This window comes from Streptomyces sp. NPDC040405 (assembly GCF_055595765.1).
Map to the genome: position 1 here is coordinate 1,419,967 of NZ_JBVIVI010000001.1, position 18,768 is coordinate 1,438,734.

Genomic DNA, 18,768 nt, shown 5'->3' on the forward strand with positions numbered 1-18,768 from the left:
GGGGTGTCTTGTGGATCGCGCCGGGCGCCGCGGGTCAGCGGACGCTCACCCGGTCCCGGCCGCGGCCCCTCCCCGGGTCCGCGCCGGTGTCCCCGTCCGCCTCCCCGGCGGCGCCGGGAGACTCATCGGAGGGGGCGAGGGAGCCGGGCGCGGCCTCCCCTTCGCTCAGCCCGAACCGGGTGTGCAGCCGCCGCAGCGGGCCCGGGGCCCACCAGGTGGCCCGGCCGGTCAGCTTCATCACCGCCGGGACCAGCAGACTGCGCACCACCATCGCGTCCATCAGCACGGCCAGGGCGATACCGAGGCCGAGCATCTTGGTGTTGGTGACCCGCGAGGTACCGATGGCCACCATGACCACGGCCAGGATCAGCGCCGCCGCCGTGATCAGCCCGCCGGTGCGCCGCAGGCCGAACTCCACCGCCGCCTCATGGTCGCCCGTGCGCTCGTACTCCTCCTTGATACGGGAGAGCAGAAAGACGCCGTAGTCCATGGAGAGCCCGAAGGCGACGCAGAACATCAGCACCGGCAGGGTGGTCTCTATGTCTCCGGAGCTGGTGAAGGCCAGCGGCCCGGACAGATGCCCCTCCTGGAAGACCCACACCATGGCGCCGAACATCGCGGTGAGGCTGAGCGCGTTGAGCAGCACGGCCTGGAGCGGGATCAGCACGCTTCCGGTGAGCAGGAAGACCAGCAGCAGGGTGACGGCGATGATGATCGCGCCCGCCCAGGGCACCCGGTCGGCCAGGGACTCCTTGGTGTCCACCAGGACGGCGGCGGTGCCGGTCACCGAGGTGCGGAACGGGGGATCCTGGGCGCGGATGTCCCGCACCAGGTCCTGGGTGGCGGGCTCCACGCCCTCGCCCTTGGGCTGCACGCTGAGATACGCCGCGCCGTCGGCCGCGCGCGCCGCCTCGGCCGGGCCGGGCTTGCCCAGCTGGCGGCCGTCCGCGAAGTGACCTGCCGGGCTGTCCACCCGCAGCACCCCGGGAAGGGCGGAGACCTTGGCGCTGTAGTCGGCGAGCGCCGCGGCACCGGGCCTGCCCTCGGCCAGGATCTCGACCCCGCCGCCGGGTCCGCCCGCGAAACCGTCCCGGATGTGCTGCTGGACCACGTGCGATTCGGCGCCGGAGGGCAGCTGGCGGTCGTCCGCGGTGCCGAACTCCACCCGTAGGAAGGGCAGCCCCAGCGCCACCAGCCCGGCGACGGTGGCCAGCGCGAAGAGGGGGGCGCGCCGCATCACCAGCCGGGCGAACCGCCCCCAGCCCGCGCCCGGTTCGGCCTTGCCTGCGGCCCCGTCGCTCCCGTCGGCGCTCGCGTCGGCGCGACGGCCGCGGCGCAGCAGCCGGGTGAGGTCCCACTTGTTGACCCGGTCGCCGAGCAGCAGGAGCGCGGCGGGCAGCACCACCAGGGCGGCGGCCGCGGCAATGAGCACCACGGCGATGCCCGCGTAGGCGAAGGAGCGCAGGAAGTACTGCGGGAAGACCATCATCGCGGCGAGCGAGACGGCGACGGTCAGCGCCGAGAACAGCACGGTCCGCCCGGCGGTGCGCAGGGTGGCGGCGACGGCCGGGAGCGTCTCCCCGCCCGCCGACAGCTCTTCGCGGAAGCGCCGCACGATGAACAGGGCGTAGTCGATGGCGAGTCCGAGGCCGAGCGCGGTGGTCAGGTTCTGCGCGAAGACCGAGACATCGGTGAACTCGGTGAGCACGCGCAGCACGGCGTCGGTGCCCAGGATCGCGATGACGCCGATGAGGAGGGGAAGCAGGGCGGCCACCGCGCTGCCGAAGACCATGACGAGCAGCACCAGGGTGACGGGCAGCGCCATCATCTCGGCCCGCAGCAGGTCTTCCTGAATGGTGGTCTGCATCTCCTGCTTGACGGCGACCGGTCCGCCGACGGAGACCTCGACCGGCCCGTGCTGCCCGCGGAGGTCGGGGGCGATGCGCTCCAGCGTCTTGCCCGCGGCGTTCTCGTCACCGGTGATGCGCGCGGCGATGATCGCCTCGCCGCGGTCCTTGCTGCGCAGGGCGGACGCGCCGGTGCCCCAGTAGGAGGTGACGCCCGTGACCGCCTGCTCGGCCGCGAGCTTCTTGGCGAGCCCCCGGGCCTCGGTGGCGACCGCCGGGTCGTCCACCTTCTTGCCGCCGCTGTCGACGAGCAGGATCAGGTTGGGCTGGGAGGCGGGGAACCGCTTCTCCAGCGCCTTGGTGGCGTACGAGGACTGGGACGCCGGGTCCTCCCAGCCGCCGCCCGAGAGCCGGTCGGCGACGCCGCTCCCGGCCACGACGGCGAGCGCCGTGAAGAGCAGAGCGATCAGCAGGGACAGCCGCGGCCTGGCGGTGACCAGGCGCGTCCATCCTCCGATCCGCTCGCCGGGCGGCCGATTGGCATCGGTCATGACGCGGTGTCCCCTTCGCCTGTGCCCATGCGGCCGGCCCCGCCCGGACGGACATACCGGCAGGCGGGCAGGCAGCATGGGTCGCTGATTGCCGACGAACCGGCAAACACGAGCGACCGCTCGCATTTCTCAAGAATGCGAGCGGGCACTCGTGTTTGTCAATCGCACATGGGAAGCTGTGGATTGTGACCGAGAGCCAGGAAGCCCGACCCGCGAGCCCCCGCCGCAGGCAGGCGCGCGGCGAGCGCCGGATCCAGCAGCTGCTGGACGCCGCCGCCAGCATCTTCTGCCGCACCGGCTACGCCTCCGCGAGCACCAACGCGATCGCCCGCGAGGCCGGGGTCTCCCCCGGCACGCTGTACCAGTTCTTCCCGAACAAGGAGGCCATCGCCGTCGAGCTGGGCGACCGCCTCACCCAGCAGATGCGGGACGCCCACGGCGTGGCCTTCACCGCCGAGAACGCCGCACTGCCGCTCGGCGAGATGCTGGACGTGGTCCTCGACCCGCTGATCGAGTTCAACTGCGCCAACCCCGTCTTCGTCGCCCTGATCTGCTCCTCCGATACCCCGGGCACGGTCGCCGAGGAGCATGTGGCGCTGCACGCCGCGCTGCAGACCCAGGTCGAGGACCTGATCGGCACCTACGCCCCCGAGCTGCCCCCGGAGCGCCGCACGCGCACCGCGACCATGGCGTTCGCCCTGTTCAAGGCCGGGCTGGAGCTGATCATCTCCCACGAGGGAGAGGACCGCGAGGCGTACATCACCGAGGTGAAGAACTGCCTGTACGGGTACCTGGCCCCCGTCATCGGCACCGAGGCGGCATCCGCCAGGACCTGACCGCCACCGGGCCGGCCACCCCTGTGACGACACCCCAAGGGGGTATCACTCCAGCGGCGCGATGAGCGCTGTCGACAGCCGGAGCACTCCCGGCTTCCGGGAATACCCCCTAGGGGTATAGAGTTGAAGCGTCAGGAGGCGCTGCGCCAACCGGCGCCCCTCGCGTACCGTCAGCCACTCCCCCACAGAGGAGAAGTCCATGAGCTCCGAGGCGAACACCGTCACCGCCGTCTACCAGGTGACCGGCATGACCTGCGGCCACTGCGAGGGTGCCGTCGCCGAGGAAATCGGCGCCCTCGACGGCGTCAGCTCCGTCAAGGCCGTGGCCTCCAGCGGCCAGGTCACCGTCATCTCGGCCGCCCCGCTGGACGACGAGGCCGTCCGCGCCGCAGTCGACGAAGCAGGTTACGAGCTCGCATGACCATCACGGCTCCCGTCGCCGGGCACGAGGAGCGGGTCGAGCTGGCCATCGGCGGCATGACCTGCGCCTCCTGCGCGGCGCGTATCGAGAAGAAGCTCAACCGACTGGACGGCGTCACCGCCACGGTGAACTACGCCACCGAGAAGGCCCAGGTGTCCTACGGCAGCGGCGTCGAGGTCGCGGACCTCATCGCCACGGTCGTCAAGACCGGCTACACCGCCGAGGAACCGCGCCCCGAAGAGCCCGAGCCCGCCCCCGACCGCACCGCCGACGGCGCCGAGGCCGCGCCCCCGGCGCCTGGCGAGCACGGCGCGCTGCGCCACCGCATGCTCGTCTCGCTCGTCCTCTCCCTGCCCGTCGTGGTGCTGGCGATGGTGCCCTCGCTCCAGTTCGACAACTGGCAGTGGCTCTCCCTCACCCTCGCCGCGCCCGTCGTCGTCTGGGGCGGCGCGCCCTTCCACAAGGCCGCCTGGACCAACGCCCGGCACGGCGCGGCCACCATGGACACCCTGGTCTCCCTCGGCACGCTCGCGGCACTCGGCTGGTCCCTGTGGGCCCTGTTCTTCGGCGACGCGGGCATGCCCGGCATGCAGCACGGCTTCGACGTCACCGTCACCCGTGCGAACGGCTCGTCCTCCATCTATCTGGAGGCGGCCGCCGGGGTGACCGCCTTGATCCTCCTCGGCCGCTATCTGGAGGCGAAGTCCAAGCGGCGGGCGGGAGCGGCGCTGCGCGCCCTGATGGAGCTGGGCACCAAGGACGTCGCCGTCCTGCGCGGCGGCCGCGAGGTACGGATCGCGGTGCGCGAACTGGCCGTCGGGGACCGCTTCGTCGTGCGCCCCGGCGAGAAGATCGCCACCGACGGCACGGTGGTCGAGGGCAGTTCGGCCGTCGACGCCTCGATGCTGACCGGCGAATCCGTCCCCGTGGACGTCGCGGTGGGCGACGCGGTCGCGGGGGCGACCGTCAACACGGCGGGCCGCATCGTCGTGGAGGCCACCCGGGTGGGCGCCGACACCCAGCTGTCCCGGATGGCCCGGCTGGTGGAGGACGCGCAGAACGGCAAGGCCGAGGTGCAGCGGCTCGCCGACCGGATCTCCGGCGTCTTCGTGCCGATCGTGCTGCTGATCGCCGTGGGCACCCTGCTGGTCTGGTGGCTGACGACGAACGACGCGACCGCCGCCTTCACCGCCGCCGTCGCCGTCCTGATCATCGCCTGCCCGTGCGCCCTGGGCCTGGCGACCCCGACCGCGCTCATGGTCGGCACCGGCCGCGGCGCCCAGCTGGGCATCCTGATCAAGGGCCCAGAGGTGCTGGAGTCGACCCGCCGGGTGGACACGGTCGTCCTCGACAAGACCGGCACGGTGACCACCGGCAGGATGAGGCTGCACCGGATCATCCCGGCACCGCGCACCAGCGAGGACGAGCTGCTGCGGCTCGCGGGCGCGGTCGAGCACGCCAGTGAGCACCCCATCGCCCGCGCCATCGCGGACGGCGCGGCCGAGCGCACCGGGACGCTCCCCGCGCCCGAGAGCTTCGGATCCGTGCCCGGGCTCGGCGTCCAGGGCGTCGTGGACGGACACGCGGTGCTCGTCGGCCGCGACACCCTGCTCACCCAGTGGGCCATCGACCTGCCGGAGGACCTGGCAGCCGCCAAGGCCGCGGCCGAAGCGGAGGGCCAAACGGCGGTCGCCGTGGCCTGGGACGGGCACGCGCGCGGCGTCCTCACCGTCGCCGATGCCGTGAAGGAGACCAGCGCCGAAGCCGTCGCCCAGCTGCGCGCCCTCGGCCTCACCCCGGTGCTGCTGACCGGCGACAACCGGCGCGTGGCCGAGACGGTCGCCCGCGAGGTCGGCATCGACGAGGTCATCGCCGACGTCCTGCCGCAGGACAAGGTCGACGTCGTGAAGCGGCTGCAGGGCGAGGGCCGGTCGGTCGCCATGGTCGGCGACGGAGTCAACGACGCCGCCGCCCTGGCCACCGCCGACCTCGGGCTCGCCATGGGCACCGGAACGGACGCGGCGATCGAGGCCGGTGACCTCACCCTCGTCCGGGGCGACCTGCGCGTGGCCGCCGACGCGATCCGGCTGGCCCGCCGGACCCTGGCCATCATCAAGGGCAATCTGTTCTGGGCGTTCGGCTACAACGTCGCCGCGCTGCCGCTCGCGGCGGCCGGTCTGCTCAACCCGATGATCGCGGGCGCCGCGATGGCGTTCTCCTCCGTGTTCGTCGTGAGCAACAGTCTGCGACTGCGTTCCTTCACGGCATCCACGGTCTCCACCAAGTCCCCATAAGCCGCACAACACCCATACACAGGAGCCTCGATCTTTGAATCGAGGCTCTTGCCCTTTTACGCCCCCATATGACAAGAGACGCAGATCACAGACAACCCAACGTAACCATTGAGGGGGGTCGCGAGTCTAATGGGGCGGTGAGGATACGTCTTGGGGGACGCATCCTGCTACGCGTGGCCGGGGCGACGTACTCGGGGAGCTTTGAGCGGCCCTCCCGTACGTACGCGTCCCGGCAGATCGCGTCCGTACGAGCCCGTACGGCCCACTGAACGCCCGGACCGGATCCCGTGGGGGGAATCCGAACCGGGACAAGGGAAGCGCCCCGCTCCGACCCGTGGGGGGATCGGTAGCGGGGCGCTTCTGGCCTACTGCGGCGCTTGCGGCGCCGCGCTCAGCACTGTCGTTTATTTAGCGCTGCTCGACCGGGACGAAGTCGCGCTCGACGACGCCCGTGTAGATCTGGCGCGGGCGGCCGATGCGGGAGCCCGGCTCCTTGATCATCTCGTGCCACTGGGCGATCCAGCCCGGCAGCCGGCCGAGCGCGAACAGCACGGTGAACATCTCGGTCGGGAAGCCCATCGCCCGGTAGATCAGACCGGTGTAGAAGTCCACGTTCGGGTAGAGCTTGCGCTCCACGAAGTAGTCGTCGGCGAGCGCGTGCTCTTCCAGCTTGAGCGCGATGTCGAGCAGCTCGTCGGACTTGCCGAGCGCGGAGAGGACGTCGTGCGCCGCGGACTTGATGATCTTCGCCCGGGGGTCGAAGTTCTTGTAGACGCGGTGCCCGAAGCCCATGAGCTTCACGCCGTCTTCCTTGTTCTTCACCTTGCGGATGAAGGTGTCGACATCGCTGCCGGACGCCTGGATGCCTTCCAGCATCTCCAGCACCGACTGGTTGGCGCCGCCGTGCAGCGGGCCCCACAGCGCGTTGATGCCCGCCGAGATGGAGGCGAACATGTTGGCCTGCGAGGAGCCGACGAGCCGGACCGTGGAGGTCGAACAGTTCTGCTCGTGGTCGGCGTGCAGGATCAGCAGCTTGTCGAGCGCGCTGACCACGACCGGGTCGAGGTCGTACTCCTGCGCCGGGACCGAGAAGGTCATCCGCAGGAAGTTCTCGACGTAACCGAGGTCGTTGCGCGGGTAGACGAACGGGTGACCGACCGACTTCTTGTACGCGTACGCCGCGATGGTCGGCAGCTTGGCCATCAGCCGGATCGTCGACAGGTTGCGCTGCTTCTCGTCGAACGGGTTGTGGCTGTCCTGGTAGAACGTCGACAGCGCGCTGACCACGGAGGACAGCATCGCCATCGGGTGCGCGTCACGCGGGAAGCCGTCGTAGAACCGTTTGACGTCCTCGTGGAGCAGCGTGTGGCGCGTGATGTCCTCACGGAACGCGGCCAGTTCGTCGACCGTGGGCAGCTCGCCGTTGATCAGCAGGAAGGCGGTCTCCACGAAGGAGGCGCGCTCCGCCAGCTGCTCGATGGGGTACCCGCGGTACCGCAGGATGCCCTGCTCACCGTCCAGGTAGGTGACGCCGGACTTGTACGCGGCGGTATTGCCGTAGCCGGAGTCCAGGGTCACCAGACCGGTCTGGGCGCGCAGCTTGCCGATGTCGAAGCCCTTGTCACCGACGGTGCTGTCGACCACCGGGTAGGTGTATTCGTCGTCTCCGTACCGCAGTACTACAGAGTTGTCGCTCACGTCATCCCTCACCGACGTCTGGTTCTCTTCCTCGAGGTGCCCTGACTCCCCCACCTTCCCCTACTCGGGTGATGGATGTGCACTCGGGGTCGACTAAAGGGCCTTTTGGCGGCACTCAGTGCCGCCTACACGGCCATCCTGCCCCGTTCGTCACCGTTCGGAAACCCTCTTGACACGCTCGACTCCTATGGCCCGCCGAGCCGGTGATCCAGCGCCGTACAGCGTCTGCCCGCCGAGACGGTACGCACCGCCTGCCCGAGCGCGCGGCGCGAGCCGACCAGCACCACAAGGCGCTTGGCCCGGGTCACCGCCGTATACAGCAGGTTCCGCTGCAACATCATCCAGGCCCCGGTGGTCACCGGGATCACGACGGCCGGGTACTCACTGCCCTGGGAGCGATGGATGGTCACCGCATAGGCGTGAGCCAGTTCATCCAGCTCGTCGAAGTCGTACGGCACCTCCTCGTCCTCGTCCGTCAGCACGGTCAGCCGCTGCTCGTCGTTGTCGAGGGAGGCGACGACTCCCACCGTGCCGTTGAAGACCCCATTGGCCCCTTTCTCATAATTGTTGCGGATCTGCGTCACCTTGTCGCCGACACGAAAGACCCGGCCGCCGAAACGGCGCTCCGGGAGGTCCGGCCGGGCCGGGGTGATGGCCTGCTGCAACAGTCCGTTGAGGGTCCCCGCGCCCGCCGGGCCACGGTGCATCGGGGCGAGAACCTGCACGTCACGGCGGGGGTCGAGGCCGAACTTCGCGGGGACGCGGCGGGCCGCGACGTCCACCGTGAGCCGCCCGGTCTCCTCCGTGTCGTCCTCCACGAAGAGGAAGAAGTCCGACAGGCCCTGGGTGATCGGCGGGGTCCCTGAATTGATCCGGTGGGCGTTGGTGACCACCCCGGACTGCTGCGCCTGGCGGAAGATCCGGGTCAGCCGGACGGCCGGCACCGGGCTGCCGTCGGCCAGCAGATCGCGCAGCACCTCCCCGGCGCCGACGCTCGGCAGCTGGTCCACATCCCCCACGAACAGCAGATGGGCGCCCGGTGGGACCGCCTTGACCAGCTTGTTCGCCAGCAGCAGGTCGAGCATCGAGGCTTCGTCGACGACCACCAGGTCGGCATCCAGCGGTCGGTCCTTGTCGTACGCCGCGTCCCCGCCGGGCTTCAGCTCCAGCAGCCGGTGCACCGTGGACGCCTCGGCCCCGGTCAGCTCGGCGAGCCGCTTGGCGGCCCGGCCGGTGGGGGCCGCGAGCACCACCTTGGCCTTCTTGGCGCGGGCCATCTCCACCACGGACCGCACGGTGAACGACTTGCCGCAGCCGGGGCCGCCGGTGAGCACCGCGACCTTCTCGGTGAGCGCGAGCCGCACCGCCTGGCTCTGCTCGGGAGCCAGATCGGCGCCGGTGCGCTGGGCGAGCCAGCCCAGCGCCGCGCCCCAGTCCACGCCCCGGAAGGCGGGCATCCGGTCCTCCTCCGTGCGCAGCAGCCGCCGCACCTGCCCGGCCAGCGAGATCTCGGCGCGGTGGAAGGGCACCAGATAGACCGCCGAGACCGGCTGACCGTCCTCCGGGCCGGGCACCGGCTCGCGCACCACACCCTCGTCGTCGGCCGCCAGTTCGCCCAGGCAGTCGATGACCAGGCCGGTGTCGACCTGGAGCAACTTCACCGCATCGGCGATCAGTTGCTCCTCGGGGAGGTAGCAGTGGCCCTGGTCGGCGGACTGGGACAGCGCGTACTGCAGACCGGCCTTGACCCGGTCGGGGCTGTCGTGCGGGATGCCGACCGATTGGGCGATCTTGTCGGCGGTGAGGAAGCCGATGCCCCAGACGTCGGCGGCCAGCCGATACGGCTCGTTCTTCACTATCGCGATCGACGCGTCGCCGTACTTCTTGTAGATCCGCACCGCGATGGAGGTGGAGACGCCGACGCCCTGGAGGAAGACCATCACTTCCTTGATGGCCTTCTGCTCCTCCCAGGCCGCGGCGATCATCTTGGTCCGCTTGGGACCCAGACCCGGGACCTCGACCAGCCGTTTGGGCTGCTCCTCGATGACATCGAGGGTGTCGACGCCGAAGTGCTCGGTGATCCGGTCGGCGATCCGCGGGCCGATGCCCTTGATCAGGCCCGAGCCGAGATAGCGCCGGATGCCCTGGACGGTGGCGGGCAGGACGGTCTGGTAGTTCTCGACGGTGAACTGTTTGCCATATTGCGGATGGGAACCCCAGCGGCCCTCCATCCGCAGCGACTCACCCGGCTGCGCGCCCAGCAGTGAGCCGACGACGGTCAGCAGATCCCCCGAGCCGCGGCCGGTGTCGACCCGGGCCACCGTGTACCCGTTCTCCTCATTGGCGTAGGTGATCCGCTCCAGAACCCCTTCGACCACCGCGAGTTTGAGCATGCACCGACCGTACCGCCGGGGGCGGACACCGGGTCAGGGGCGGACGGCGAGCCTGTGGATAACCCGGGGGACCGAGGCGACGCATCGGGCGGAGCGGATCATCACGATCCGGTTGCGGCCCGTTCCGGCATCTTGCACCGGCCTCGTGTAATCGATTCCAATCTCCCTCGGCGTCATCGATGTAATCGATTCCACGAGGAGGTGGGGGATGCCGGCCATCAAGGACGTGGCGCAGCGCGCCGGGGTCTCCGTCGCGACGGTCTCCCGGGTGCTCAACGATCACCCGTCCGTCCGTACGGACACCCGGGACAGGGTGCTCGCCGCCGTCGCCGACCTCGGCTACCGGCCCAATGCCGTCGCCCGCTCGCTGCGCACCCATCAGACCCGGGCCCTCGGGCTGGTCATCAGCGATGTGCTGAACCCCTTCTTCACCGAACTGGCCCGCTCGGTCGAGGACGCCGCCCGGGACCGCGGCTACAGCGTGGTCATCGGCAACGCCGACGAGCGGCCCGACCTCCAGGACCACCACGTCCGCACCCTGATGGACCGCCGCATCGACGGCCTGCTGGTCAGCCCCACCGACGGCGGCTCCCCGCTGATGCTGGACGCCGCCCGCGCCGGAACGCCCATGGTCTTCGTCGACCGCTGGATCGAGGGCGAGGGGCTGGACGAGGTGCCCGTCGTCCGCACCGACGGCGGGGCCGCGGTCCGCGATCTGGTGGCCCATCTGCACGCCCTCGGCCATCGCAGGCTCGCCATCATCGCGGGCCCGGCCGCCACCACCACCGGGCGCGAACGGGTCGACGTCTTCCGCTCCGCCCTGCGCGAATTCGGCCTCGCCCTGCCCGACGACCACATCGGCCAGGGCGACTTCCAGGCCGACAGCGGGCGACGGGCGACCGCCCGCTTCCTCGACCTGCCCCATCCCCCGGAGGCGATCTTCGCCGCCGACAATCTGATGGCGCTCGGCGCGATGGACGAGATCCGCTCCCGCGGGCTGCGGGTGCCCGACGACGTGGCGCTCGCCGCGTTCGACGACATCCCGTGGTTCGTCCACACCGATCCGCCGATCACCGCCATCGCCCAGCCCACCGGAGACCTCGGCCACGCCGCCGTCGGCGCGCTGATCGATCGCGTCGAGGGGCGGCCCACCGCATCGGTGACCCTGTCCGCCCGCCTGGTCCCCCGCCGCTCCTGCGGCGAGCCCGAAGGGAGCACGCCATGACCACGACGCCCAGCCCCGAGCCGGAACCGGCGGACCACGGGGCGGAGATATTGCGGATGGAGGAGGTCCGGAAGACGTTTCCCGGCGTGGTCGCGCTGGACGGCGTCGACTTCGACCTCCGCCGGGGAGAGGTGCACGTACTCCTCGGCGAGAACGGCGCGGGCAAGAGCACGCTGATCAAGATGCTGTCCGGGGCGCACCGCCCCGACGGGGGACGCGTTCTGGTCGACGGGAGCCCGGTCCGTATCCATGGTGCGCAGGATGCCGAGCGGCTGGGCATCGCCACCATCTACCAGGAGTTCAACCTCGTCCCCGACCTGAGCGTCGCCGAGAACATCTTCCTGGGCCGTCAGCCGCGCCGCTTCGGGGTGGTCAACCGTACGAAGATGGACGAGCAGGCCGCCGAACTCCTCGCCCGCGTCGGCGTGGACGTCTCCCCGCGGACCCGGGTCCGCGACCTGGGGATCGCCCGGCTCCAGATGGTGGAGATCGCCAAGGCGCTGAGCCTGAACGCCCGCGTGCTGATCATGGACGAGCCGACCGCCGTGCTCACCACGGAGGAGGTCGACAAGCTCTTCCGGATCGTCCGCACGCTGCGCGCGGACGGAGTGGGCGTCGTCTTCATCACCCACCACCTGGAGGAGATCGCCGCCCTGGGCGACCGCGTGACCGTCCTGCGCGACGGCCGCAGCGTCACCCAGGTCCCGGCCGACACCGATCAGGACGAGCTGGTGCGGCTGATGGTCGGACGGTCCATCGAGCAGCAGTACCCGAGGGAGCGCCCGACGTCCGACGGCACTTCGGCAGGCTCCTCCGAAAGCGCCTCCGGGGACGCCTCCGGAAGCGCCGGCGAGCCGTTGCTGAAGGTCCGGGGCCTCACCCGGGACGGCAGCTTCCACGGCGTCGACTTCGACGTGCACGCCGGAGAGGTGGTCGGCCTCGCCGGGCTCGTCGGGGCGGGCCGTACCGAGGTCGTACGGGCGCTCTTCGGCGCCGATCCGTACGACACCGGCACCGTCGAGGTCGGCGGCGTACCGCTCCCCCGCCATGACGTGGTCGCCGCGATGGACGCCGGGATCGGCCTCGTACCGGAGGACCGCAAGGGCCAGGGGCTGGTCCTGGACGCGTCCGTGCACGAGAACCTGGGCCTGGTCACGCTGCGCGGCGCCACCCGCGCCGGGCTCGTCGACCGGGCCGGACAGCGCCGCGCGGCCGAGCGGATCGCCGGGCAGCTGGCGGTCCGGATGGCCGGGCTCGACCAGCAGGTACGCACCCTCTCCGGCGGCAACCAGCAGAAGATCGTCATCGGCAAGTGGCTGCTCGCCGACAGCAAGGTGCTCATCCTCGACGAGCCGACCCGCGGTATCGACGTGGGCGCCAAGGTCGAGATCTACCAGCTCATCAACGAACTCACCGCGTCCGGCCATGCCGTCCTGATGATCTCCAGCGACCTCCCCGAGGTGCTGGGCATGAGCGACCGCGTCCTGGTCATGGCCCAGGGCCGGATCGCCGGAGAGCTGACCGCGCGGGAAGCGACCCAGGACGCGGTCATGGCCCTGGCGGTGAAGGACGTCAAGGGCGTCGAAGGAAGCACAGACGGCGCCGACGAGGGAGTCGGCGGCAACGAAAAGGAGGGCTCCCGTGGCCACTGACACGCTTCGGTCCACGAAGGACCCCGGGGGCCCGGCCGTGCTGCGCCGTGTGCTGCTCGACAACGGCGCGCTGAGCGCCCTGGTGCTGCTGCTGGCGGCGATGTCGCTGCTGTCCGGCGACTTCCTCACCACCGACAATCTCCTCAACGTCGGCGTCCAGGCGGCGGTCACCGCGATCCTCGCCTTCGGCGTCACCTTCGTCATCGTCTCCGCGGGCATCGACCTGTCGGTCGGCTCGGTGGCCGCGCTGTCCGCCACCGTGCTCGCCTGGTCGGCGAGTTCACAGGGGCTGCCGGTGTGGCTCGCGGCGGTGCTCGCCGTCGCCACCGGTGTGGCGTGCGGCCTGGTCAGCGGGGCACTGGTGTCCTTCGGCAAGCTGCCGCCGTTCATCGCCACGCTCGCGATGCTGTCGGTCGGCCGGGGCCTGGCCCTGGTCATCTCGCAGGGCAGCCCGATCGCCGTCCCCGACTCGGTGTCCGGCCTCGGCGACACGCTCGGCGGCTGGCTGCCGGTCCCGGTGCTCGTGATGATCGCGATGGGCCTGATCACCTCCGGGGTGCTGGGCCGTACGTACGCGGGCCGTGCGATGTACGCGATCGGCGGCAATGAGGAGGCGGCCCGGCTCTCCGGTATCCGGGTGGGGCGTCAGAAGCTCGTCGTCTACGCCCTGTCCGGCGGCTTCGCCGCGATCGCGGGCATCGTGCTCGCCTCCCGGCTCTCCTCCGCGCAGCCGCAGGCGGCGGTCGGCTACGAACTGGACGCGATCGCCGCGGTCGTCATCGGCGGCGCGAGCCTGTCCGGCGGCGTCGGCAAGGCGTCCGGCACGCTCATCGGCGCGCTGATCCTGGCCGTGCTGCGCAACGGGCTCAACCTGCTGGACGTCTCCGCCTTCTGGCAGCAGGTCGTCATCGGCGTCGTCATCGCGCTCGCGGTGCTGCTCGACACGGTGCGCCGCCGCGCCGGGGCCCGGCCCGCGGCGCCCGGTGCGTCGGCCGGAGGACCGTCCGGTGGCGGTCGCCAGGCGGCCATGAACGCCGGGAAGTTCGCGGTGGCCGCGGTGGTCGTCGCCGCCTTCGCCTTCGGCTCGTCCCTCTGGCACTCCGGTTCGGACAGCGGCGCGAAGACCAAGGTGGGGCTGTCGCTCTCGACCCTCAACAACCCCTTCTTCGTCCAGCTCAAGACGGGCGCCCAGGCCGAGGCCAAGCGCGCCGGGATCAGCCTCACCGTCACCGACGCCCAGAACGACGCCTCCCAGCAGGCCAATCAGATACAGAACTTCACCAGCCAGAACATGAAGTCGATCATCATCAACCCGGTCGACTCCGACGCGGCGAGCCCGTCCGTCAAGACCGCCAACAAGGCCGGTATCCCGGTGCTCGCCGCCGACCGCACCGTCAACAAGGCGGACATCGAGTCCCTGGTGGCCTCCGACAACGTCGCGGGCGGCAAGCTCGCCGCCAAGACGCTGGCCGAACGGCTCGGCGGCAAGGGCAAGATCCTCGTCCTCCAGGGCGTCGCCGGTACGTCGGCCTCGCGCGAGCGCGGCCAGGGCTTCGCGGAGGGGCTGAAGGCGTACCCGGGCATCAAGGTCGTCGGCAAGCAGCCCGCGAACTTCGAGCGGGCCAAGGCCCTGGACGTGACCACCAACCTGCTCCAGACCCACTCCGACGTCGACGGCGTCTTCGCCGAGAACGACGAGATGGCGCTCGGCGCGATCAAGGCGCTCGGCTCCAAGGCGGGCAAGTCCGTCAAGGTCGTCGGCTTCGACGGCGAGCCGGATGGCCTCAAGGCGGTACAGGACGGCACGCTCACCGCGACCGTCGCCCAGCAGCCCGAGCAGTTGGGGCGGCTGGTCGTACGGAACGCGATCAAGGCCGCGAAGGGTCAGAAGGTCGCCGGGGCGGTCAAGGTCCCGGTGAAGGTTGTCGAGTCGAAGTGACCGGCTGACGCGTATCAGCTGACAGGCAACAGCTGACGAGTAGCGGCTGACAGGTATCGGGTGACAGATATCGCCTGACAGGTATCAGCTGACAAGTAGCGGCTGACACATAACAGCTGACAGATATGGGCTGACAAAAATGCCCGTCTGAGAGGACATACCGCATGCACGACTACGACCTGCTGGTCGTGGGGTCGGCCAACGCCGATCTGGTGGTCGGCGTCGACCGCCGCCCCGGGGCCGGGGAGACCGTCCTCGGCTCCGACCTGGCCGTCCACCCGGGCGGCAAGGGCGCCAACCAGGCCGTCGCCGCCGGGCGCCTGGGGGCTCGTACGGCCCTGCTGGCCCGGGTCGGCGACGACGACTACGGCCGACTGCTGCTGGACTCGCAGCGGGCGGCCGGGGTCGACACCGTCGGCGTCCTGGTCGGCGGCGCGCCCACCGGGGTCGCGCTGATCACCGTGGACCCCTCGGGCGACAACAGCATCGTGGTCTCCCCCGGCGCCAACTTCCGGCTCACCCCCGGGGATGTGCGCGACGCCGGGAGCCTGCTGGCCGCCGCCCGCGTCGTCTCGCTCCAGCTGGAGATCCCGCTGGAGACGGTCGCCGAGGTGGTGCGCACGGCGGAAGCGGGCATCGGCGACCGGCCCGGGCCGCGCGTGGTGCTCAACCCCTCGCCGCCCGCGCCCCTCCCCGCCGACGTACTGGCCGCGTGCGATCCCCTCGTCGTCAACGAGCACGAGGCGCGGTATCTGCTGAGCGACCATCCGGCCGGAAGCGCCACGGACCCCGAGGCGTGGGCGTCGGCGCTGCTGGAGCGCGGCCCGCGCTCGGTGGTGGTCACCCTGGGCGGCGCGGGCGCGCTCGTCGCCGACGGCGACCGTACGGTCCGGGTCCCCAGCCTGCCGGTCGAGGCCGTGGACACCACGGGCGCCGGTGACGCCTTCACCGGCGCGCTCGCCTGGCGCCTGGGCGTCGGCGACGACCTGGAGACCGCGGTCCGGTACGCCGTGCGCGTCGGCGCGGCCGCGGTGACCCGGGCCGGGGCGCAGGTGTCGTTCCCGACCGCCGACGAGGTGTCCGCCCTGTGAAGCGTGCGGGGATCCTCAACCGTCATCTGAGCGCGGGGCTGGCGCTGCTGGGCCACACCGACACGGTGATGGTGTGCGACGCGGGCCTGCCGATACCGTCCTCCGGCCCCGTCGTCGTCGACCTCGCCTTCACGGCGGGGGTGCCGTCCTTCGAGCAGGTGCTGACCGGGCTGCTGGACGAGCTGGTGACCGAGGGGGCCGTCGCGGCGCAGGAGGTGAGCGAGTACAACCCGGCGGCGATGGCCCTGCTCGACGCCTATTTCCCGTACCCCGCGCTGGATCTCGTGTCCCACGAGGAGCTGAAGGCCCGTACCGCCACGGCCAAGCTGGTCGTCCGTACCGGCGAGGCGCGGCCGTACGCGAACGTGCTGCTGCGCTGCGGCGTGCCGTTCTGAATTGACCCGGTGCGGTGGAGGCGAAATACGTTCCGGCGCCTCCGCCCTTCCGCCGTTCCGGCCTTCCGCCATAAGTGAGTTATTTGTCACGCGACCAACTGGTCAGTAGGAATTCGGGGGCTCGCGTAGAAATGACTGATCGCTACACTCCCTCCACATGTGTAAGGCCAGCCGGAACCTCAAACGACAGAAAACCCGTCTCATAGCGACAGCTCACCGCCTCGCGGTGGTGAGCTCCGTGCCCGGCACCGCACCGGGCCGAAGACGTGTCGTCCGGGTCCCCCGGCAGGTGGCCCCGGGCGTCGACGGATGAGCCGCAAACCCAGACGCAGGCATGCCGCGGCCCGTGATCCCCGCGGGCACTGGCTGTTCCTGATCATCGTCCTCCCCGTGATGTTCGCGCTGCTGATGTTCCAGGGGTGGACCGACAACGAGATCGACACCGCGAAGACGCGGCGCTCCTGCACCACCCCCGTTCCCCGGGCCGTGGACAAGGGAGGTCCGGTTCTCCGCATCGAGGACGGCAAGGTGTCCTCCGCCTCGGTGCCCGCACGTACCGTGGCGCTCACGTTCGACGGCGGGCCCGACCCCGTATGGACGCCGCGCCTGCTCGACCTGCTGCGCAAGCACCATGCGCATGCCACCTTCTTCCTCTACGGCGCCAAGGCGGCCGAGCATCCGGACCTGGTCAAGCGGATCCGCGCCGAGGGCCACGAGGTCGGGTCGAACACCTACACCGGCGCCGACCTGGGCACCTCGTCCACCGCCCGCACCCGGCTGGAGCTGTCGCTCACACAGTCGGCGCTGGCGGGCTCCTCGGGCGCCCGCACCCAGCTGCTCCGGATGCCCCAGACGACCGCGATGGACACCCTGTGCGGCGCCGAGTGGCGGGCGGCGCAGCGCGTCGCCGCGGACGGATACACCCTGGTCACCGCCGACCAGTGGTACCGCAAGCCGTCGCAGGGGGTGGTCCGGCAGTTCAGCCAGACCTCGGCGGCCTACCAGGAGACGAAGAAGCTGCTCGGCGACCGGCACGTCCACCGGTTCACCACCGTGAGCGCCGGGGTCGGGGCGTCCTCGGGCGACCCGTCGGCGTCCACCTGGGAGCACTGGGAGGGCAAGGCCCTGATCTGGGCAAGTGCCATCGGGCGGGCGTTCACCAACGCCATGGCCTGGGTGCTCGTGATCGCGGGCACGCTGGGCCTGCTGCGCCTGGTGACGCTCGTCTTCTTCGCCCGCGCACACGTCCGGCGACTGACCCGCTACCGCCCCGGCTCCCCCTGGCTGCGCGAGGTCAACGATCCGGTGACGGTGATCGTCCCCGCGTACAACGAGGAGGCGGGCATCGAGGCCACCGTCCGTTCGCTGCTGGCCTCCACCCATCCGTATCTGCAGGTCATCGTGGTCGACGACGGGTCGACGGACCAGACGGCGGACCTCGCCACGTGGATCGACGACCCCCGGCTGTCGGTCATCCGGCAGATCAACTCCGGCAAGGCGACCGCTCTCAACACCGGGCTGGCGTACGCGTCGCACGACATCGTGGTCATGGTCGACGCCGACACCGTCTTCGAGCCCGACACCATCCACCAGCTCATCCAGCCGCTCGCCCATCCGGCCGTCGGCGCGGTGAGCGGGAACACCAAGGTCGGCAACCGGCGCAGCCTGCTGGGCCGCTGGCAGCACCTGGAGTACGTCTTCGGCTTCAACCTCGACCGCCGCATGTTCGAGGTGCTGGAGTGCATGCCGACCGTCCCCGGTGCCATCGGCGCCTTCCGGCGGGACGCCCTGATGGGCGTCGGCGGGGTCAGCGAGGACACCCTCGCCGAGGACACCGACCTCACCATGGCCCTGTGGCGGGCCGGGTGGCGGGTGGTCTACGAGGAGACCGCCGTCGCCTGGACCGAGGTGCCCACCTCGCTGCGCCAGCTCTGGCGACAGCGCTACCGCTGGTGCTTCGGCACGCTCCAGTCCATGTGGAAGCACCGGAGGGCCGCCGTCGAGCTGGGCCCGGCCGGGCGCTTCGGGCGCCGCGGCCTGTCGTACCTCCTGCTCTTCCAGGTGCTGCTGCCGCTGATCGCGCCGATCGTCGATCTGTTCGCCCTGTACGGTGCGCTCTTCCTCAGCCCCGTGCAGTCGGCCGGGATCTGGTGCGCCTTCCTCGCCGTCCAACTGGTGTGCGCCGGGTATGCGCTGCGGCTGGACGGGGAGCGGATGCGGTCGCTGTGGTCGATGCCGTTCCAGCTCTTCGTCTACCGGCAGCTGATGTACCTGGTGGTCATCCAGTCCGTGGTCGCCGCCCTGCTCGGAGCCCGGCTGACGTGGCACCGCATGCAGCGCTCCGGCACCGCCGCCCAGCAACTCCGGTCTCACGATCATGAAGAACTGTCGTCTATTTGATGTAGAGGAAGTGAACATGCAGACTG

Annotated in this window: 12 protein-coding genes; 9 read left to right on the forward strand and 3 right to left on the reverse strand. The window is 70.8% G+C overall.

Going from position 1 to position 18,768, the window contains the following annotated elements:
• Positions 1 to 34 precede the first annotated feature (34 nt).
• Entirely contained in the window at positions 35 to 2,398 is a 2,364-nt protein-coding gene (locus ACZ59A_RS05615) for an MMPL family transporter (RefSeq protein WP_470953868.1), read from the reverse strand.
• A gap of 185 nt (positions 2,399 to 2,583) precedes the next feature.
• Between ACZ59A_RS05615 and ACZ59A_RS05620 the strand changes: the two genes are divergently transcribed.
• The 3 genes from ACZ59A_RS05620 (at position 2,584) to ACZ59A_RS05630 (ending at position 5,949) form a co-directional block, all read left to right on the forward strand.
• The gene (locus tag ACZ59A_RS05620; RefSeq protein ID WP_470953871.1) at positions 2,584 to 3,234 is read left to right on the forward strand and encodes a TetR/AcrR family transcriptional regulator; all 651 of its coding nucleotides are present in this window, start codon (positions 2,584 to 2,586) and stop codon (positions 3,232 to 3,234) included.
• A 199-nt stretch (positions 3,235 to 3,433) separates the two neighbouring features.
• Entirely contained in the window at positions 3,434 to 3,655 is a 222-nt protein-coding gene (locus ACZ59A_RS05625; protein WP_470953874.1) for a heavy-metal-associated domain-containing protein, read from the forward strand.
• A complete protein-coding gene (locus tag ACZ59A_RS05630; RefSeq protein ID WP_470953877.1) occupies positions 3,652 to 5,949 on the forward strand; it encodes a heavy metal translocating P-type ATPase in 2,298 nt (765 codons plus the stop codon). The genes ACZ59A_RS05625 and ACZ59A_RS05630 overlap by 4 nt, the downstream gene beginning before the upstream one ends.
• 408 nt (positions 5,950 to 6,357) lie before the next feature.
• Here ACZ59A_RS05630 and ACZ59A_RS05635 read toward each other — a convergent pair whose 3' ends face one another.
• Together ACZ59A_RS05635 and recD2 are read right to left on the reverse strand one after the other, a co-directional pair.
• Positions 6,358 to 7,647, reverse strand: a complete 1,290-nt coding sequence (locus ACZ59A_RS05635) for a citrate synthase (RefSeq protein WP_468052490.1) — start codon at positions 7,645 to 7,647, stop codon at positions 6,358 to 6,360.
• A gap of 185 nt (positions 7,648 to 7,832) precedes the next feature.
• The gene (recD2, locus tag ACZ59A_RS05640) at positions 7,833 to 10,040 is read right to left on the reverse strand and encodes an SF1B family DNA helicase RecD2 (protein ID WP_470953880.1); all 2,208 of its coding nucleotides are present in this window, start codon (positions 10,038 to 10,040) and stop codon (positions 7,833 to 7,835) included.
• Positions 10,041 to 10,248: 208 nt separating this feature from the next.
• Between recD2 and ACZ59A_RS05645 the strand changes: the two genes are divergently transcribed.
• The 6 genes from ACZ59A_RS05645 (at position 10,249) to ACZ59A_RS05670 (ending at position 18,742) form a co-directional block, all read left to right on the forward strand.
• Entirely contained in the window at positions 10,249 to 11,265 is a 1,017-nt protein-coding gene (locus ACZ59A_RS05645) for a LacI family DNA-binding transcriptional regulator (RefSeq protein WP_470953881.1), read from the forward strand.
• Positions 11,262 to 12,917 (forward strand): sugar ABC transporter ATP-binding protein, encoded by a 1,656-nt coding sequence (locus ACZ59A_RS05650; RefSeq protein WP_470953884.1) that lies wholly within the window; start codon positions 11,262 to 11,264, stop codon positions 12,915 to 12,917. The genes ACZ59A_RS05645 and ACZ59A_RS05650 overlap by 4 nt, the downstream gene beginning before the upstream one ends.
• On the forward strand, positions 12,907 to 14,856 hold the full coding sequence (locus ACZ59A_RS05655; RefSeq protein WP_470953886.1) for an ABC transporter permease/substrate-binding protein: 1,950 nt from the start codon (positions 12,907 to 12,909) through the stop codon (positions 14,854 to 14,856). The genes ACZ59A_RS05650 and ACZ59A_RS05655 overlap by 11 nt, the downstream gene beginning before the upstream one ends.
• 164 nt (positions 14,857 to 15,020) lie before the next feature.
• On the forward strand, positions 15,021 to 15,947 hold the full coding sequence (locus ACZ59A_RS05660) for a ribokinase (RefSeq protein ID WP_470953889.1): 927 nt from the start codon (positions 15,021 to 15,023) through the stop codon (positions 15,945 to 15,947).
• On the forward strand, positions 15,944 to 16,342 hold the full coding sequence (gene rbsD, locus ACZ59A_RS05665; RefSeq protein ID WP_470953892.1) for a D-ribose pyranase: 399 nt from the start codon (positions 15,944 to 15,946) through the stop codon (positions 16,340 to 16,342). Before ACZ59A_RS05660 ends, rbsD begins: the two co-directional genes overlap by 4 nt.
• A 309-nt stretch (positions 16,343 to 16,651) precedes the next feature.
• The gene (locus tag ACZ59A_RS05670; protein WP_470953895.1) at positions 16,652 to 18,742 is read left to right on the forward strand and encodes a bifunctional polysaccharide deacetylase/glycosyltransferase family 2 protein; all 2,091 of its coding nucleotides are present in this window, start codon (positions 16,652 to 16,654) and stop codon (positions 18,740 to 18,742) included.
• Positions 18,743 to 18,768: the final 26 nt, after the last annotated feature.